This window comes from Runella sp. SP2, assembly GCF_003711225.1.
Lineage (GTDB): Bacteria > Bacteroidota > Bacteroidia > Cytophagales > Spirosomataceae > Runella.
Window position 1 is genome coordinate 2,377,237 of sequence record NZ_CP031030.1, and the last position, 17,507, is coordinate 2,394,743.

The 17,507-nt window shown below is 44.3% G+C and carries 16 protein-coding genes; 5 read left to right on the top strand and 11 right to left on the bottom strand.

What is annotated here, in order from left to right:
* Positions 1-189 precede the first annotated feature (189 nt).
* Positions 190-1,170 (top strand): phosphotransferase, encoded by a 981-nt coding sequence (locus DTQ70_RS10025; RefSeq protein WP_122930684.1) that lies wholly within the window; start codon positions 190-192, stop codon positions 1,168-1,170.
* Positions 1,171-1,188: 18 nt separating this feature from the next.
* On the opposite strand, the gene DTQ70_RS10030 is transcribed toward DTQ70_RS10025, so the two are convergent.
* The 6 genes from DTQ70_RS10030 to DTQ70_RS10055 form a co-directional block, all read right to left on the bottom strand.
* Entirely contained in the window at positions 1,189-2,496 is a 1,308-nt protein-coding gene (locus tag DTQ70_RS10030; protein ID WP_122930685.1) for a TolC family protein, read from the bottom strand.
* Positions 2,497-2,501: 5 nt separating this feature from the next.
* Entirely contained in the window at positions 2,502-3,620 is a 1,119-nt protein-coding gene (locus tag DTQ70_RS10035; protein WP_122930686.1) for an ABC transporter permease, read from the bottom strand.
* A 12-nt stretch (positions 3,621-3,632) separates the two neighbouring features.
* Positions 3,633-4,592 carry an HlyD family secretion protein gene (locus tag DTQ70_RS10040; RefSeq protein WP_229600105.1) on the bottom strand — a complete coding sequence of 320 codons (960 nt, stop codon included), beginning with the start codon at positions 4,590-4,592 and terminating at the stop codon, positions 3,633-3,635.
* Between the two features lie 99 nt (positions 4,593-4,691).
* Complete coding sequence (locus DTQ70_RS10045) at positions 4,692-5,396, bottom strand: ABC transporter ATP-binding protein (protein ID WP_122930687.1); 705 nt, start codon at positions 5,394-5,396, stop codon at positions 4,692-4,694.
* Between the two features lie 220 nt (positions 5,397-5,616).
* Positions 5,617-9,105 carry a PVC-type heme-binding CxxCH protein gene (locus tag DTQ70_RS10050; protein WP_122930688.1) on the bottom strand — a complete coding sequence of 1,163 codons (3,489 nt, stop codon included), beginning with the start codon at positions 9,103-9,105 and terminating at the stop codon, positions 5,617-5,619.
* Positions 9,106-9,214: 109 nt separating this feature from the next.
* Positions 9,215-10,444: a GDSL-type esterase/lipase family protein gene (locus tag DTQ70_RS10055; RefSeq protein WP_122930689.1), complete on the bottom strand. Its 1,230-nt coding sequence runs from the start codon at positions 10,442-10,444 to the stop codon at positions 9,215-9,217.
* A gap of 240 nt (positions 10,445-10,684) precedes the next feature.
* Here DTQ70_RS10055 and DTQ70_RS10060 point away from each other — a divergent pair, with 240 nt between their 5' ends.
* Together DTQ70_RS10060 and DTQ70_RS10065 are read left to right on the top strand one after the other, a co-directional pair.
* Positions 10,685-11,596 carry an MBL fold metallo-hydrolase gene (locus tag DTQ70_RS10060; RefSeq protein ID WP_206019670.1) on the top strand — a complete coding sequence of 304 codons (912 nt, stop codon included), beginning with the start codon at positions 10,685-10,687 and terminating at the stop codon, positions 11,594-11,596.
* 211 nt (positions 11,597-11,807) lie between these two features.
* The gene (locus DTQ70_RS10065) at positions 11,808-12,347 is read left to right on the top strand and encodes a DUF6580 family putative transport protein (RefSeq protein WP_122930691.1); all 540 of its coding nucleotides are present in this window, start codon (positions 11,808-11,810) and stop codon (positions 12,345-12,347) included.
* A gap of 54 nt (positions 12,348-12,401) precedes the next feature.
* Here DTQ70_RS10065 and DTQ70_RS10070 read toward each other — a convergent pair whose 3' ends face one another.
* Positions 12,402-13,316 carry a 1-aminocyclopropane-1-carboxylate deaminase/D-cysteine desulfhydrase gene (locus DTQ70_RS10070; protein ID WP_206019676.1) on the bottom strand — a complete coding sequence of 305 codons (915 nt, stop codon included), beginning with the start codon at positions 13,314-13,316 and terminating at the stop codon, positions 12,402-12,404.
* Positions 13,317-13,395: 79 nt separating this feature from the next.
* Between DTQ70_RS10070 and DTQ70_RS10075 the strand changes: the two genes are divergently transcribed.
* Positions 13,396-14,238, top strand: coding sequence for a hypothetical protein (locus DTQ70_RS10075; protein ID WP_122930692.1), 843 nt, complete (start codon positions 13,396-13,398; stop codon positions 14,236-14,238).
* A gap of 2 nt (positions 14,239-14,240) precedes the next feature.
* Here the strand turns inward: DTQ70_RS10075 and DTQ70_RS10080 are convergent, their stop codons facing one another.
* Entirely contained in the window at positions 14,241-14,660 is a 420-nt protein-coding gene (locus DTQ70_RS10080; RefSeq protein ID WP_122930693.1) for a DUF4783 domain-containing protein, read from the bottom strand.
* Positions 14,661-14,759: 99 nt separating this feature from the next.
* On the opposite strand from DTQ70_RS10080, the gene DTQ70_RS10085 reads away from it, so the two are divergent.
* Positions 14,760-15,257, top strand: a complete 498-nt coding sequence (locus tag DTQ70_RS10085) for a phosphoribosyltransferase family protein (RefSeq protein WP_122934342.1) — start codon at positions 14,760-14,762, stop codon at positions 15,255-15,257.
* A gap of 22 nt (positions 15,258-15,279) precedes the next feature.
* Here DTQ70_RS10085 and DTQ70_RS10090 read toward each other — a convergent pair whose 3' ends face one another.
* From DTQ70_RS10090 to DTQ70_RS10100, 3 genes are all read right to left on the bottom strand, one after another.
* A complete protein-coding gene (locus DTQ70_RS10090) occupies positions 15,280-15,600 on the bottom strand; it encodes a YbjQ family protein (protein ID WP_028525734.1) in 321 nt (106 codons plus the stop codon).
* A gap of 139 nt (positions 15,601-15,739) precedes the next feature.
* Positions 15,740-16,507, bottom strand: coding sequence for an SDR family NAD(P)-dependent oxidoreductase (locus DTQ70_RS10095; RefSeq protein WP_122930694.1), 768 nt, complete (start codon positions 16,505-16,507; stop codon positions 15,740-15,742).
* 33 nt (positions 16,508-16,540) lie between these two features.
* A complete protein-coding gene (locus DTQ70_RS10100; protein WP_122930695.1) occupies positions 16,541-17,299 on the bottom strand; it encodes an SDR family NAD(P)-dependent oxidoreductase in 759 nt (252 codons plus the stop codon).
* Between the last annotated feature and the right edge of the window lie 208 nt (positions 17,300-17,507).

Genomic DNA, 17,507 nt, shown 5'->3' on the forward strand with positions numbered 1-17,507 from the left:
TGTCGCTCTTTCCTATTTAGAATTGGGGAAGAAAAAGGCCCTGCGCCTCCGACGCATTGCTATTTCTACACCGAAACAGCCCGCAAATAAGCAAACAGGAGTGGTTAGGTGCAAACTATTTTAAATCTAAATCCAAAACGCTGGCACAATTGTTTTAGTCGTACCTTCGAAAATTCAAATTTGAACTTTATGCACCTCGACATCACGAAAGCACAAGCATTGCAAGAATACCTACAGGCAAAAGGATGGCTCAAAGAGTACGAGCCTATTTTTAGCCTTGAAATCCCTGGCGAAGGTAACATGAATTATACGCTTCGGGTTCGGACGCACGACCGTACGCTTATTGTCAAACAGGCTCGGCCTTACGTAGAAAAATATCCACAAATTTCAGCTCCCTGCGAACGTGCTGTGGTTGAAGCTCATTTTTACGAGAAAATTCAAGAATTTGCCTCCATCCAAACCTTCATGCCAGCATTGATTGGAGTAGATGAAAGTGCGTGTATTCTTGCTTTGGAAGACTTAGGGACGTCGAGCGATTATACGTTTTTGTACCAACCTCAGCAAAAACTGTCGATGGTTGAAGCCGAAGCATTGGCGCATTTTTTGGCCATGTTGCATCAACTAACGTGGGAAGAAACCCTCGACGGGACGTTTGCCAACCGTGCCATGAGAGTACTCAACCATGAACATATTTTTAAGTTTCCCTTCGTGGAAAACAACGGGTTTGACCTCGATTCGCTCCATGACGGATTTCAAATGATTTCGATGGCCTATAAAGTTGACCCGTATTTGAAAAAGAAAGTAGAAGAACTGGGGCACGTCTATTTGTCGGACGGGCACAGCTTGCTGCACGGCGATTTTTACCCAGGCAGTTGGCTAAAAACCGATTCTGGTCTGAAAGTGATTGACCCAGAATTTTGTTTTTATGGCTGTCCTGAATTTGATTTAGGCGTCCTCACCGCGCACTTGATGATGTCCAAACAAGACGAAGATACGATTCGAAAAGTATATCAAGCCTACGGAGACGTCAAAAACCCACAGTTGGTTGACCAATTTACGGGCGTCGAAATCATGCGGCGCTTGCTCGGTTTGGCCCAATTACCCCTCTCATTGAGCTTGCTCGACAAAGAAGAATTGCTCGAAACGGCCTACGAAATGATTATGAAATAGGCATCAAAGGTGGGGACGCTAGAGCATCCCCACTGCTTTTTTATAACGCACAAGGGCAATTAAGAACTGATACACACTGTTCAAATAATTGGTTTCGGCGTTCTGAAGACTGTACTCGGTGTTTTTCAAATCAGCCAACAACAACGTCCCTTTTTCGTAGCGAAAGCGGTCGGTTTCTAGAATTTGTTGCGCCAACTCCACGTTTTTCTTCGTGTCCAGCACATTGGCCTTTTCTTGGGTCAGAACTGTCGTTGTGTTGGTAATTTCGTATTCAAAATCTCCTTTTATTTTATCAATTGTATTGCGGTTTACTTGCGTTTTCAACGCATATTCATTGCGTAAAATGGACGTTTGTTTACCGTCATACAGGGGAATATTTAGCTTCAAACCCACGTAATTGAACGGGAACCACGTTCCCGACGAAAATGGATTAAATTTGTCATTGAGCTGGAGCGCGGTGTAGTTTCCGTAGGCACTTACTAAGGGCGCCAACCGTGATTTTTGCTTTTGCTGTAGCAATTCATTCAACCGCAACGCCGATTGTTCTTGTTTTAGCTCAGGGCGAGTATCAAGCGCGGTTTCTTGAACCGAATTTTCCGCAGTTGCCAACACTTTTTCCAAGGTTTCGGTCAGTTCCACCGAGGTTTGTTTTAAACCAATTTGGTACAAAAGGTACGCCTGATTCACCTTTAAATCTTGTTTTGCCTTCGTCAGCGCCGTTTGAGCGTTGTTAACATCCAATTGCAGGCGGTCAAAATCGTTTTTTAGAATCGTCCCTTTTTCCCACTTCGTCTTCCCCGACTCCCAATACGCTTGCGCCCGAACAACCGCTTTTTCGGCCAAAGTTATTTTTTCTTGATTGAACAAAACGGCGTAATACGCCTCCGTAACGGCTTGTTTTATGTCTATTTTTTGCTTTTCGAGCGTAATTTTTTGACCTTCCACCGTTTCAGAGATAATCAATCGATCGTACTTGGTAGCCGCGTCATAGACTTTTTGCTCCGCCGAAAGTCCCACATTATTGTTAAACGGAACACCTAACACCAATTTGACGTCTTGGCCGTTGGCAAAAGGGGCATTTTTAAAAACCGAGGTTTGAAGTTGGGTGTTCCAACGCATATCCGCCGAGGCGTTGACCTGCGGAAGCCATTTTGCCCGAAGTTTAGCCTCTTCTCCCTCCGCAATTCGCAGTTGAAGTTGTTGGTTTTTCAGTTCGAGGCGATTATCAAGGGCCATTTTAAGGGCGTCATCAAGCGATAGTTTTTGAGCATTTACAGCCATAGGCAACAGCCCAATTCCGAGTAAAAAAAACACGAATTTCCTCATAACAATTAGGTTCTAAATACTTGAGCAGGCTCCATTTTGGTGATTTTTCGCATGGCAAACAAACTCCCCAACACGGCGATGAACAGGGTTACACCAATGAGAAAAAGAATTAAATAAGGCGTAATTTTGATGTTAAGGCTGGTTTTGGTGACATTGACAAAGCCCCGCAGCAAGACGTAGGCTATGACAAAACCGACTGTCGAATAAATAACGGCTTGCCACAAAATCAGTTGACGGATGATTCCGTTGGTTCCCCCAATGGCTTTGAGCGTGCCATAATCTTTCAATCGGTCGTTGACAGCCGAGAACATCGTTAAACCCACAATGGCAAAGCCTGTAATGATGGCAAAAACGACCAATAAGCCAAAGGAAGCGACGATACCACTGTTGAGCGCAAAGTATTTGAGACTTTCTTGGGTAAACGCTTCGCCGTCGCGGGCTTTCACGCCCAAAATCTCTTTGTTGATGTTGTTTACGACTTGTTGGTGCGTGAAGCCTGGCTCGGCTTCCACCAAAAACGCCGATGCTTGATTGGTAGAAATTCGGCACAACTTACGGGCACGTTCAACCGTTGTAAAGCCATAGGCCACGCCTAATCCTTTGGCACTTCGGGTGTTTCCACTCAAAAAAACGCGAGCACCGTTGAATTCAAAATGGTCGCCAATTTTAATTTTCTTGGAAGAAATGGGGTCGTATTCGTCCGTAATGAGGGCGCCTTCTTGCTGTAAATCTTCCAAATTTCCTTTGACAAAATTCCACGGCCCGCCCGCGTGGCGCGGCGATTGAGTCCCGATGAGGGTAATGGGCGTTTTAGTACCATCCTTAAACTTGGCACTACCTGCGGCCACCACCATCGTATTGACCCGCTTTACGCCCGCAATACTCATCAGCTCCCGCGAAATGCGCATATCTAACAACGGCAAGTCACTAACCTGCTGACTTTTATCGCTCACAACCCAAATGTATTGCTTGTTGTTTTCGGCCAAAGAAATGGTGCCGCCTAACAAGGCAAAACAAATGCCGAGTTGTTGTCCAATCAAAAACACCGATAAAATGATACCAAACAAAATCCCAAACATTTTGGCTTTGTCGTACCACATGAACTTAAACGCCTCTTTGAGCATGGTAAATCACGTTTATTTGAGAAGAATAAGACAATCAACCCGACTGCCAATGAGCGGCATTTTTCCCGCCTCCAATCGAATAGACACGTCCCGAACGCGGCGGTCTTCTTGTTCGGTCGCTTGGTCTTTAAACAACGATTTTTGTTTCAAATACGCAGCGGCGTAGCTTACCTTTCCCTCCGCCAACGTATCGCCTGTGGTTTGGGATAAAATGTAGGCTTTTTGCCCTACTTGAACCCGTTCGGCGTAGAGTTCATCCACTTCGGTTTTGGCATACAAAGGCCCTGACGGCGCAAAATCAGCGATTTGGGAGTCGTTATTGACGTACTCACCTACTTTGACCAGCACTTTCAGGATTTTGCCCGAAAGCAATGCCAGCACTTTTTTCTTTTCCAAAACGGTTTGGTAATAGTTCAAATCAGCCTTCGATTCCCCGATACGGCTTTGGGCTTGCCGAACGTTGGCCTCCGCCGTTTCTATATCTTTCACTAATTTATCAACCGTCGCTTTGCTATCATCCACGACTTGTTTGGTTTGGGCGTTGCCTTTGAACAAATCCACGTTTCGGGTGTAATTTTCTTGGGCATTAGCCAAACTAACCCGTAATCCCTCAAGCGTAGCTTGATTGGCCGCCAGGGTGGCTTGGAGCGTTGCAATCTTGCTTTCTGACTGACGAAGTTGGGCATTCTCTACGGCAACTTCCACTCGGAGTAACGGTTGGCCTTTTTTGACCGAATCGTTTTCGTCGATAAGCACCTCCAGAACGCGGCCCGTTGTACCTGCCGTTAGGCTCATAAGTCCATCTTCTGGTTCAATTCTCGCTACGCCCAAAATTTGGTCTTTGGTTGAAGGAAGTGCCACCGAATCGACCTTGGCGGCTTTTTCTTCCGACTCTGATTTTTTACCACACCCCCACCAGAGAGGGAGGCATAAAACCAACAACCATTCTTTTTTGACTTTCTTTATTTTCACGTGTGTAAATGGTTAAAATTAAAGCAGATTCAAAATATCAGTTAGAGATTGTTAATCAGCCTAATTAACGGTCAGCAAACCGCAACGATTAACTCTGTATCAGCCCTTAACGTTCGTTAATTCAATAGGAATCACTAGCCCATTTTTTACCTCTACGGCACGGTCGGCGTACTGTTGCAAGCGGGGGTCGTGGGTGACAACGGCGACCGATTTTCCTTGACGGGCCAATGTCTGTAATTCTTTCATCACTACCCCCAACGAATCTTTGTCAAGCGAAGCCGTAGGTTCATCACACAAAATCATTTTGGGGTTTGTCACCAAAGCCCGAGCAATGGCAATGCGTTGTTGTTGGCCACCAGATAACGCTTTTGGTAAATTTTTTCGGCGTTCTATCATTCCCACGGTTTCAAGGGCTTTTTGAACTCGTTTTTTTCGTTCGCTGCTGTCCAAACCGAGTAATTTTAAGGGCAACTCAACGTTTTCTTCGGCCGTAAGTGGTGCTAAAAGATTGAAGCTTTGGAACACAAAACCAATGGTTTCCAGTCGAAGGCGGGCCAATTTTGTGGCATTCAAGGAATTGATGTGTTGTCCATCCACCCACAAATCGCCGTAGCTTGGATAAATGACACACCCCAACAGAGAAAGCAAGGTAGTTTTACCCGAACCAGAAGGGCCAATAATCAAAGTCAGTTCTCCTTCATGCAACTGGAAATCAGTCGCTTGAAGGGCAACAATTGTCTGGTCACCTGTTTTGTATTCTTTTCCCGCGCCTTTGAGTTCGGCAATGAGTTTTTTTGGATTCATGTTTTGAAAAAAGTACGAGATTGTAACTTATATGAAATACTACAACAACATCGTATTTTTCATACAACTGAGAAGGTTTGAATTTTGTTAGAAAAAAATAAAATTTAATCTTCAAAAAACGGTGAAGAGTATAGTGAATTAGGTCAAACAAAAAGACTTCCCGCTTTGGCCAACGTAGCCTCAGTGGGAAGTCTCCAGCAAGCAGTTGAAACTACTTAATTTACATATCCATCATTAAACGAAGCTGGGCGGCTCCGTTTTGATCATCCAGCACTTGAACAGATATGCTATTTTCTTTGAAAGCGTTTCGGTCGATGGCAATTGTAAACGAATGAATGCCTTTGGTCAGTTCACACGAAATACCCGTTGGCGACATTTTCATCGGTTTGGCATCCACCCAAGCCGATACTCCCGCGACTGAGTTCAGCGCTAATTCAACGTTTCCTTTGTTGACGACTTCCAAATTGAAACGGACAAAACTAAAACGCTTTCCAGCTCCGCCTTCCACCACTGGTAGTTCATCAAGCGGCAAGCTGCCCGATACTTTACTGTAAATCGGCATGTTGATGACCTTTCCTTTGTCCTTTGCCACAAACAAACCTCCTTCTTCTGCTACTTTTCGGGTCAATTCTTTGCTTCCTAGGGCAGTATTCCAACGGCGCACAAAGCGAGTAGTTGGAACCCGATATTGTCCTCCCATTTTTGATAAAAACCCAATCAAATCCACAAATTCTTTCTTGTCAAGCCCCGCCGTCAAGCTCGCTGGCATCAACGAACCTGGAGTTTTTTCGATGGTTGAGATTTGATTTTTAGCCATTGAAATTTCTTGTCCTGCCACATCCCTTACCACGACTTCGGACGTTCCGTTGCTCACTAAATAGGCCATCATTTCACTGCCATCTTTTTTCACAATTCGCTGTAATTCATACCCTTCTTTGATGGAAAGCGTAGGATACAACACCGAACGAATGATGGTTTCTACGGGCGAACTTGTGCCCAAACTGCTCAAATCTGGCCCAATTCGCCCTCCAGCTCCGCCAATGGCATGGCACGTTTGACACAACAACTCAGACTTTCTAAATACTTTTTCGCCCAATGCAGGGTCAGCCGTTTCGACCACCGTTTTGGCCAAAGCCGTTATTTCGCGGTCGTTGAGTTGTTGGGGCATTTTTTCGACGGGCAATGTTCCGCCAGACGACTCAAGCGCTTTTTCCAGTTGCACCACATCATCGGCACGGCGACGAGTCCAAGGAATATTTCGCCCCATCAATTGGCGGCCTATTTTGGCAAAATTTTCAGGAATTTTTCGCGTATTAATGGCTTCTGACAAAGCCTCTGTCGCTGTTTTTGTCGCAAAAAACGCTTTAAACAACTCAGTTACATCCGTTTCAGCGGGAACAGTCCGCATCAAGTCAGTGCCAATTTTGGCCGCCTCGTTGGCGTCCAAACCCACCAGTTGCGTCGCCGACATTACCCGTAGCTCGGGCGTATTTTTCGCTCCTGTTAAGTCGATTAGCATTTTTTTCGATTTTTCGCTGCCCATCGCCGATAAAGCCACTAATACTGCTTTTTTGACGGGTTTTTCACCTTGTTGAACCAAACCCAACAATTGCTCGCTCAATTCTTCCATTTTCCACAGTCCAATCAACCGAATGGCAGTTGTTGCCGTAGCTTCTTCGTCGCTCTTCACAAACTCCATAATACGGCCTAATCCACTGGTAGGCTGTATTTTCCGTTGCTGAGCTGCCTCGGCCAATGCCCCTAAACGCGCTGCTGTTTGTTTATCACGCGAGGCATTACCCTGTACCGAAATATCAAAAAGTGTATTCAATTCGGGCACTTTCCCCCATTTTGCTATCGAGTTAAGCGCATCCTTTTGGTATTCTTCGGGTACTTGTCCCTTTTGGTACAGTTGAGTCAAAATCACCACCGCATCCGCGTTGTTAACCGATTTTAGGGCAAATGAAGTTTTCTTGGCGTCGCCCAAAAAGTTCGGCTCCGATTTGAGGCGAGGTAGCCACTGAGGTTGCAATTCGCGTACGGTTTCCCACAGGGCAAAATCCAAAAATTCATCCATCGAGTTATCCAATACGGCCAAGGCTTTTTGAGCAGCTTCTGCGTTTTTCAGCTTTCGTAGGGCAATGACGGCTTCCAATCGTACGCGCGGATGGGTGTCTTTTACGGCGTTTGCCAACACTCCTGCCTCGTCTTTTACTTTACCATGCCATAGCTGAAATGCCCGAATCGCCGCTGCACGGGCGTTGTGGTTTTCGGCTTTGAGGAGCGTCAACAACACCGACTCATTGACGGTATCCAGTGTTTGATATGTCCACAGCGCTTCCAACAACAAATGCTCATAATTGGGATCTTTTTTGTCCAATTTATTCACCCATTGTTCAAGGGCAGGAATCACCTCTTTCGCTCCACGACTTTTGAGGACTTGTTTGGCTTGAAGCCGTGTCCAATCTTCTGGTTGGCGAAGTACCTCCAAGAGTTCATTCACCGAAGCTTTGGTCAGTTGTGGTTTCTTGACCAACGGACGGTTTTTGGCCACAATCCGCCAAATCCGACCGTGTTCTTGGTCACGGCGCGGATCATGGAAATCAACTTCGCCGTGCTGAATAATGGGGTTATACCAGTCGGCAACGTAAATAGCGCCATCGGGCCCTACCGAAATATCCACGGGTCGAAACGCCACATTATCGGTCCAAAGCAGGTCTTCCACTTGTTTGGAAACAAACCCGCTGCCTTGTTCTTCCAATTTAAACCGATTGATACGGTTGGCACGAAAATCATTGGTAATCAACGACCCAGCCCACGATTCGGGTAAGTGCCGTCCTGAAATAATATCCAAGCCGCTGTGCTTAGGTTGGCCTGGATTGAGTCCTCTTAAAATACGTTCAGCTCCAGGTGCTGTCACAAACGTAGCGCCAGGAAAAGCGTAGTTAATTCCCTCATTTCCTGCTCCGTCCGTTAAAAATGACGAACCCCAACGCGAAAACTGCAAGCCCCACGGATTGATAAGCCCTTTGGCATAAATATCGAGGTCGAGTTGTTGAGGGCGCAATTGCCACACTCCTCCCCCTTCAAGTCGTTTAATCCCCGAAGGCGTTTCAACGTGGCTGTAGATATAAATGGATTGGTTGAAATACATGCTTCCTTCGGGTCCCCAACGGAAGGTATGAATCAGGTGGTGCGTATCGGCGGTTCCGAATCCACTCAAAATACGGCGTCGTTTATCGGCTTTGCCATCTCCATCGGTATCGGCAAAGTGCAAAATTTCAGTCGAGTTGGCCACATATACACCTCCATCTCCTGGCAAAATACCCGTGGGGGTCAAAAGTCCTTCGGCAAAGATAGTTGACTTGTCCGCTTTGCCATCCCCGTCGGTATCTTCCAACACAAACACTTTGTCGTTGGCTTGTTCCCCCGTTTTTAGGTGAGGATAGGCAGTGCTACTTACTACCCAGAGTCGCCCCTCGGAATCCCAGTTCATCTGAATGGGCTTTGCTACCAATGGCTCGGCCGCAAAAAGGGTTACTTCAAAACCATCGGCTATTTTGAACGATTCGAGTTCTTTTTGAACGTCAGGGTTTGGAACATCCCAGTTTTTATCTTGATTTACCAAAGCGGTTGTCAAAACAACAACGGGCAGAAGCAAGGTTTTTCGCAACAACGAAATAGTTTTATTAATTGTAGTACGTTGCATAATCTATGAAATAGTGGAGATTCGAGTTTTGATTTTACTGTTTCGGGTTTCTTGTTTAGGGTTTCGGGTTTCCTATTTTTCCCAATAACCAATCACAAATAACCAATACCTATTTCAAAAGGGTTAATTGGTACGTAACAGGTTTAGGTTGGTTGGCGGTGGCAATTTGCGCTTCTAGCCACGTAATGAGGTAATTTTGCTCCTCCAACCCCTTTTTATGCCGCCCTTGCTCGTACGAACGAAAGCCCAAAATGTACGTTTGGTTCAAGGGTCGGTATTGGTAAAAAAACAGTTCTTCCTTTTTAACAATGTTCTTTTTCAGTTCTTCGGCTTGGACAAAAGCAGGCCCTTGTCGAATAACAACACCCTCTTCCCACTGTTTTGCCGACGCCACCGCAATCAACTCATTTTCGGACGTTAGGGTATAAAAACCTTTCTTTAGCCCTTTGATACTCAGCTTGCGGCCATTATCAACCATGATAGTTTTGCCATCTTCTTGCGGAGCAGGTAGAGGAAAATAGGGTTCTTTTACCACAAAACTTATAGATTCTTTTGTTGAACTCAAGAGCTCAGTGGGGATACTTGACGCTACCAAATTTTTAGATATTTCCAAAGTAATACCTTCGTTTCGGGCAGAATAGCCAAGCTCTTTTTCTAGAATTGTAGCCAAATGATAATAGCCCGTCGCGTTAAGGTGGACACCATTTTCAGTAATCACGGACTGCTTGCTTACTTCCAAAATGGGTTTAAATACGTTGATAAAACGCTTATTACGGGCTTTTGCAATTTGCTCAATGACCGAACCATACGTCTCTAACGCACTGTTTTTTTGTGAAACGTTTTCAGAAGGTGATAATAATAAAGGTATGGGCGAAATCAGAATTGTTTTAGCCCCCAATTGGTCTATTTTATCAATGAGTTGATTAAGACCTTGTTTAAAACGTGGCAAGCCCTCCTCACCTTCCTGTGCTTCGATGCCCCCGTAGGCCACAAAAACCACCGTGGGCTTTGCCTCCGTTATTTGTTGCATCAAAAGTTCGTAGGGCGTCGGCGGCGTTGTTACGTAACTCCTCGCGTCACCAAACACATTGTCACCCGACCAACCGATGTTTCGGAAAGTCAGGTTTCGGTTGGGCCAGCGGGTCGTCAGGGCTAGTTCCAAATACCCAAATTGGACGTCGTTTTCAATCAACGAATTTCCCACAAAAAGAACTCTATCACCATTCTCAAAGGCGAAGGGTGCCGTAAGGTCAGTTTTTGGTTGGGCAAAAACGTGGGTACAAAAACCAACAAAAAAGAGGAAACAATAAAAAGTAAGTGAATTAGACAGCTTACACATGGATTAAGGGTTTGTGAGGAAAGTGAATAAAAATCAATTGGTAGATAAACGATAGTTTGGTGTGTTGGTTGGCCAATCGAAGTTTAGCCAGACCTATTATAAAGAGTCATTTTTTGCCAAAAATTACCTACTTGGTCGCTTAGATTTTCAAAAAATGAAGAAAATTCTCCTTATTTAATGCGTCGTTTGACCAATAGCTCTATTTACAATTCACAAATAATGGTCAACCGATTACTAAACATGATGAAAAATTGGCTTCTTCAACTCTTTTTCGTCGTTGCCGCAAACGCTCAAGAGCCATACGTGGTGGTTTTGGGAACAGCACAAGACGGCGGTTATCCTCAAGCAGGTTGCAATAAAGCCTGTTGTAGAGCAGTTTGGGAAAAGAAATTAGCATTTGAGGCCGTCTCTTGCATCGCCCTAGTCGACCCCAGTACTGGACAACGCTGGATATTTGATGCTACACCTGATTTTAAGTTTCAACTTGAGGCACTAAAAAATATAACACAAAATTCGAGCAATGAACTAGCTGGTATTTTTCTTACTCATGCCCACATCGGACATTATACAGGACTAATGGATCTCGGTCGAGAAGTAATGGGTGCTAAATCCGTACCCGTTTATGCCATGCCTCGAATGAAAACTTACTTGGAATCAAATGGGCCGTGGAGCCAATTGGTACAACTGGAAAATATTAAACTTCGACCATTGCAAGAGGATATACTTATTGAACTAAATGACCGCCTAAAAGTAAGAGCATTTAGAGTGCCTCACCGTGATGAATTTTCAGAAACGGTCGGGTTTGAAATAATTGGCCCTCAAAAGCGGCTAGTCTTTATACCCGACATCGACAAGTGGCAAAAATGGAATCAATCCCTAGAAACACTCGTCCAAAACGTTAACTATGCACTTTTGGACGGCACTTTCTACAAAGATGGGGAAATCAATCGTCCCATGAGTGAGGTTCCCCACCCTTTTGTTACTGAAACCATTTCACTTTTGAAGCACCTCCCAATATCCCAAAAAAAGAAAGTACATTTTATTCATTTAAACCATACCAATCCGCTACTCCAACCTACGTCACCCGAGTACCAAGAGATACTAAAAGACGGATTTCAAGTAACGCACACCCAACAGTCCTTCAAACTGTAATTTCAGCCGAAAAGACGCCCAGCAATCTATGGATTTTCGAGGTTTATAAACTTTTTTAAGTATTAGTTCACAATTTGTTATTTTTTTTAGTGTTTTTTTGACACACTTCTTGCTATTTTCACAAATATCATTTTATCTTTACACCCAAGTTCAGAGAAATCTAAGAGCCAACAAAAAAAAACACGTATCGAGAGAACTTTTTACCTCAGTCATGAATTCAGTTTTTACGAGATTTAGTACAGTAGCTGTGCTGATTTTTTTAGCTACACTTTCTCGGATTTTACCTCATCCATTTAACTTTACTCCCATTGGAGCTATTGCCCTATTTGGCGCTGCTCAGTTTAGCCGTAAAGTTTATGCTTTCATGATTCCGATGGTAGCCATGCTTTTGAGTGACGTACTCATTGGCTCACCTTCTCTCCCCACTTACGTTTCTTTTGTTCTCATTTCCACATTTGGCCTTTTCTTTTTGAAAAAAGTTACATTTGGACGCGTTGTCGTGGCTAGTCTAGTAGCTTCTATCTCGTTCTTTTTAATTACGAATTTTTTTGTTTGGTTTCAAGGCTCGATGTATCCACAAACGTGGGCAGGTCTTGTAGCCTGCTATACTGCGGGTCTAGCATTTTACCAACAAACCTTTTGGGGAAACTTATTCCTCAACACCGTTATGGGTGACTTCTTTTACTGTGCAGTTTTATTCGGAAGTTACTACGGTATTCAACGACTGACATTCAAGCCTTCTATGGCATAAAATATTTGTTTTCATGGCTGTTAATAGGTAGATAAATAGCCCCGATATTCGGGGCTATTTTCTTTTTATTGGAGGTAACAATTCACTTCTTCCTTGTAAGCCTCCTGTGTGCAAAACCACAATTTGATCTCCTGATTTAAAAAAACCTTCTTTAGCTAACTCCACCAGTCCATACATCATTTTAGCGGTGTAAACTTGTTCAAGTGGTATGCCAGTCTGCGTTTCAAAGTCACGGATAAAATCCAGCAATGTGTCGTTCATTTTCCCATAACCGCCAAAATGATATTTATCTATCACTTTCAAGTGGCCTTTGGGTTGGAGAATATGCGTTAAAATCAACTGTCCCGCCTCTTCAGAAGAGATTTTCAAACTTGGAAAAACCAATACCTCCTCCTCAAATGCGGATACAATACCCGCTGCCGTTCCACCAGTTCCCAGCGCAGTACAGAAATAATCAATCTTACCGTCGAGCTGATTTTTCACTTCTTCTACCATTTCCGCTACCCCTTTTACCGCCAACTGATTTGAGCCGCCTTCGGGAATTACAAAAGCATCTCTGCCGTAACGTTGGGTCAATTGTTCTTTATCACGGTAAAGGGTTCGGTTCACAAAATGTAGTTTCATCCCACACTTAGCCGCAAACTGCAACGTTGGGTTTGAGTCTGGACTAAGTTCTTCACCGCGAATGATACCGATGGTGTCAAAATCCAGCGCCTTTCCCGCAGCTGCTACGGCAGCGATGTGGTTTGAGAATGCCCCACCAAACGTAAGCAATGTTTGAAAGCCATTTTTTTCGGCTTCTATCAAATTATATTTTAACTTCCGCCACTTATTTCCCGAAATGTAAGCATGAATTAAATCATCACGTTTAATATAAACGCGTAAACCCAGCTCTACAAAAATAGGGGCTTCAACGATTTGAATAGGCGTTTGGGCGGTGTTCTCCCAAAATCTGACGACTTTACTCACAATAACAACTTCCTTTTTACGTACATTTGCTTAAATCAATACCCAAGTTTTATCAACTTTTATCATTCCCCAAACAACTATGAAAAAAATAATTTTGAGCCTGATGATGTTTGGCGTTGTTGGTGCTGCTTCAGCCCAAGAAACTCCCTCGGCAGATGCCATCCTTGACAAATACCTAGCTGCCATTGGCGGCAAAGAGGCCCTTTCCAAAATCGAAGACATTTCTATTAGTACCGTTGCCGAAACCCAACGTGGTTCGATGGAATCGGAAGTGAAATTTAAAAAAGGCAATAAATTCAGCAGCGTCGTGTACATGATGGGCAATGAAGTAACGCGCCAAACTTGCGATGGAACAAAGGTAGCCATTACTTCTAGTTTTGGAGGTAATGCCAACTCACGTACCCTCGAAGGCAAAGACGCCGTAGGCGCCATTTTACAAGCTGCTCCATTTCCCGAATTACTTTATGCTGAATTTAACGTTCAAAAAACGGTGGTTGGTAAAGAAGCTGTCAATGGCAAAGATGCGTGGAAAGTGGAATTTGCCATTCCTGAGGGAAGAAAATGGAACGATTTCTTTGACGTAGAGACGGGTCTTAAAGTAAAAAGAGCTGGCTCGGGTGAAGGTCAAAGAGGCCCTCGTCCAGATGGTCAAGGCGGTGGTCAGCGTCCCGAAGGACAACGTCCTGAAGGTGGCGGAGGTCAGGGTGGCCAAGGCGGTGGCCGTGGCGGTATGGGTGGTGGAATGATGGGCGGCGGAATGATGAACGCAGCCCTCAGCGACTACAAAGAAATCAAAGATGGTAATGGTGTTAAAATCCCTTACGTCCGCGAGCAAGGCAACGGACAATTCTCATCAAAGGCCGAAGTAACTTCTGTGAAAGTCAACAAAGGCATCAAAGACAACAACTTCGTGATTAAATAAAATCACTCTTTCTTAAAATGTAGCGTATTGATAAGGTATTCTTTTTCGGTGACTCTCATCAAAATATATACCTGAAACGAATTACCATTGAGTGCCTGATACGTTGCCGTACAATAACGAACTTTAGAAGCCGTCCCCTGAAAGCCATATTTAAAGTCTTTCGGGGGATATTTTTTAAAGAAGTTTTTCAAAATCAATTCTGCTTGTCCATCACGAACGCGGCGAAACTCAACGTGTTCGGCATCAATGACTAAGTCCAAATTTTTCTCAAAATGTACCGCAAGATTGTGGGCATTTCCGCTTTTTATCGAGCCTTTAATCTTTTCAGCGATTTCAAGGTCTCGTGCAGTCTTCTCGGCAACAAAGCCACTAAAAATACACCCAACTACTAACGTCAAGAAAATAATTTGCAGGGTTCTCATTGCGAAAGCGTAAATTTGTTTTTTGATTTCAATAAGTTCTTGGCTAAAATTGTGCCAAACTCGTTCGTCTCACAAAAAACAGATTATTCCTTTTTCGCTGTGCAGAATCCAATACTTTCACTCGACCAAACCCACCAAAAAATAAAGCGAATTGCTTTTGAAATTTACGAACGTAACCTCGAAGAAACCAACGTTGTCCTTGCTGGAATCGTGGGGGAAGGCTATACCATGGCTGGTCTTTTAACCAACTACCTGCGGGAGATTTCGCCTTTGAACATTACGTTGATGAAAATTGACCTAAACAAAGAGCAGCCCCATACCAGCCCTGTCCATTTTGACATAGACAAAGAAGCACTGAACGGCAAAGTAATCATTGTGGTGGATGATGTGCTAAACACAGGTCGTACGCTAGCCTACAGTCTTTCTCCGTTTTTGGGAGTTTCTGTCAAACGGGTGCAAGTGGCGGTCATGGTCAATCGAGCCCATCACTCCTTTCCCATTTCGGCTGATTATGTTGGCTACGCCCTGAGTACTACGCTCAATGAGCACATTCGGGTGAAACTTTCTGAGCCTGAAGCAGGTGTATATTTAAGTTAATAAGAGGGGCTTTTTCCCCCTCTTACTCATAAATGATGGCTGTCCCGTTGGCACTTACCATGAGCATAGTACCGCTACCACCGATGGTTTGATAGTCTAAATCAACTCCTATAATGGCATTGGCGCCTAGCCGCTGGGCTTGTTCAATCATTTCTTTGAGGGCAATACTCTTGGCTTCGCGTAAGCCCTGTTCGTACGCCCCTGAGCGTCCGCCTACGATGTCACTAATGCCTGCAAAAAAGTCTTTTACAAAATTGGCACCTATGATGGCCTCGCCGTTGACCAAACCGATGTACTGAGTAATTTTTTTACCCTCAATGTTGTTGGTAGTTGTTATGAGCATATCAAAAGCGGTGAGAATGTTAAATATGGGCACAATAGTAGTCATAATGGGATAAATCGGCGGTACAATCTAGGAACAACGGTCTTGGGAATGTACCAACGACTTAAAACCTCCATGAAAATATTGGGATATGTGCTTTCTAAATAGTGGTTCCTCCATCGACGGTATAAATGCCTCCCGTGCAGTAGCCCGACGCATCCGAAGCTAAATACAAAACCAACGAAGCCACTTCTTCTACTGTCCCCATGCGGGCAATGGGCAATCGTTTTGTAAAATGCGCCAATGTTTTTTCATCTTGCCAAAGCGCCTGGCTAAACTTTGTCTTGATAAGCCCTGGCGCGACGGCATTTACGCGAATTCCATCTGCTCCCCATTCTTTTGCCAAAACTTTGGTAAGCATATTAATGGATGCTTTACTCACGCTATAAATCCCCAAACCTGGGTCGGGCGTTTCGCCAGCAATGCTACTAATATTGATAATGCTCCCTCCTCCTCTCAGTTTCATGACGGGATACACCATTTTAGATAGTTGAAAAGGTGCTTTTACGTTGATGTCCATGATTTTGTCATAGGCATTGTCGGGGCAATCTACGGTAGGGCCATAATAAGGATTGGCCGCAGCGTTGTTTACCAAAATATCAATTCCGCCATAGACCTCTACCGTTTTATCAAATAAGTGCTTTGTTTGTGCTTCGTCTCCCATTCTTGCCTCTATGGCCGTGACTTCGCCCCCCGTTTTACGAATGTCCTCCGCCAATTCGTCGAGGTCTGCTTGCCGCCGACTACTAATCACGACTTTTGCGCCAAATTGTGCCAAATACCGCGCAATTTGTTCGCCGATTCCTTTACTTGCTCCCGTAATGAGCGCTACTTTACCTGTCAATTTAAAAAGTTGGTTGTCAGCCATTTTGGTTAGTTCTTTAGTAATTGGTGAATGAAATTAGGCAGTTAAAAGTCCGCCGTCAAGGACGAGGGTGTGTCCTGTCATAAACGATGATGAAGCCGAGGCTGCGTACAAAATTGCGTCAGCGATTTCTTCGGGTTTCCCAAATCGCTTCATCGGAATCGCATTCTGGAGTGCTTCTAAGTAATTGGTATCGTCGTTAACAATCGCGTTTTCGAGCATGGGTGTCAACGTAAACGCTGGGCAAATGGCGTTTACCCTGATTCCGTGTTTGGCAAATTCGAGGGCAGCCGAACGCGTCATGCCCACTACTGCATGTTTGCTGGCCGAATAACCAATGTGCCCCGCAAATCCGCCCAAACCAGCCACCGACGCAATATTGACGATATTGCCTCTTTTTTTGCTCAAAAAATGGGGTAAAACGGCTTGCATACAATAAAAAAGGCCGTTTACGTTGACATCCAACACTTTTTGAAAGTCGGCAGTCGGGTATTTTTCGGTACGAGCTCGTGGTCCAACGATGCCCGCACTATTGACCAATACATCAATATTCCCAAAATAAGAAATACAATCGCTAATCATGCGCTGTACATCTTCAACGTCGGTGACATCAATACGAGCAAAAGTCGCCGCAGCACCCATTCCAGTAAGTTCTTCCACGAGTTCGTCCCCTGCTTTTTCTGACAGGTCGGCAAGGAATAATTTAGCACCTTCGCGAGCAAAAGCCAATGCCGCCGACCGCCCAATGCCAGAACATCCTCCCGTAATAATCACTACTTGATCTTTGAAATTCATTGAATGAAAAATAAGTTAAATTAAGGGTTTTTGAAAAAACTATCGGTTGTTAAAACTAGGATTATGACGCTTTAAACATCTTTTTTGACTTTCTAGCTAATCTTTACCAGAAGCTCAAAGAATACACCTAATTTTACGGCACGCATTTTGGTTATTTTTTTGATGTAAAACAAATAATTCACCCATTCCCTTTTGCTACTCAAATTTT

What these genes read in the sequence shown, in the direction of transcription:
- DTQ70_RS10025 (WP_122930684.1), top strand. Translation starts at nt 190, where the DNA reads ATGCACCTCGACATCACGAAAGCACAAGCATTGCAAGAATACCTACAG.
- DTQ70_RS10030 (WP_122930685.1), bottom strand. Translation starts at nt 2,496, where the DNA reads ATGAGGAAATTCGTGTTTTTTTTACTCGGAATTGGGCTGTTGCCTATG.
- DTQ70_RS10035 (WP_122930686.1), bottom strand. Translation starts at nt 3,620, where the DNA reads ATGCTCAAAGAGGCGTTTAAGTTCATGTGGTACGACAAAGCCAAAATG.
- DTQ70_RS10045 (WP_122930687.1), bottom strand. Translation starts at nt 5,396, where the DNA reads ATGAATCCAAAAAAACTCATTGCCGAACTCAAAGGCGCGGGAAAAGAA.
- DTQ70_RS10050 (WP_122930688.1), bottom strand. Translation starts at nt 9,105, where the DNA reads ATGCAACGTACTACAATTAATAAAACTATTTCGTTGTTGCGAAAAACC.
- DTQ70_RS10055 (WP_122930689.1), bottom strand. Translation starts at nt 10,444, where the DNA reads ATGTGTAAGCTGTCTAATTCACTTACTTTTTATTGTTTCCTCTTTTTT.
- DTQ70_RS10060 (WP_206019670.1), top strand. Translation starts at nt 10,685, where the DNA reads ATGATGAAAAATTGGCTTCTTCAACTCTTTTTCGTCGTTGCCGCAAAC.
- DTQ70_RS10065 (WP_122930691.1), top strand. Translation starts at nt 11,808, where the DNA reads ATGAATTCAGTTTTTACGAGATTTAGTACAGTAGCTGTGCTGATTTTT.
- DTQ70_RS10075 (WP_122930692.1), top strand. Translation starts at nt 13,396, where the DNA reads ATGAAAAAAATAATTTTGAGCCTGATGATGTTTGGCGTTGTTGGTGCT.
- DTQ70_RS10080 (WP_122930693.1), bottom strand. Translation starts at nt 14,660, where the DNA reads ATGAGAACCCTGCAAATTATTTTCTTGACGTTAGTAGTTGGGTGTATT.
- DTQ70_RS10090 (WP_028525734.1), bottom strand. Translation starts at nt 15,600, where the DNA reads ATGCTCATAACAACTACCAACAACATTGAGGGTAAAAAAATTACTCAG.
- DTQ70_RS10095 (WP_122930694.1), bottom strand. Translation starts at nt 16,507, where the DNA reads ATGGCTGACAACCAACTTTTTAAATTGACAGGTAAAGTAGCGCTCATT.
- DTQ70_RS10100 (WP_122930695.1), bottom strand. Translation starts at nt 17,299, where the DNA reads ATGAATTTCAAAGATCAAGTAGTGATTATTACGGGAGGATGTTCTGGC.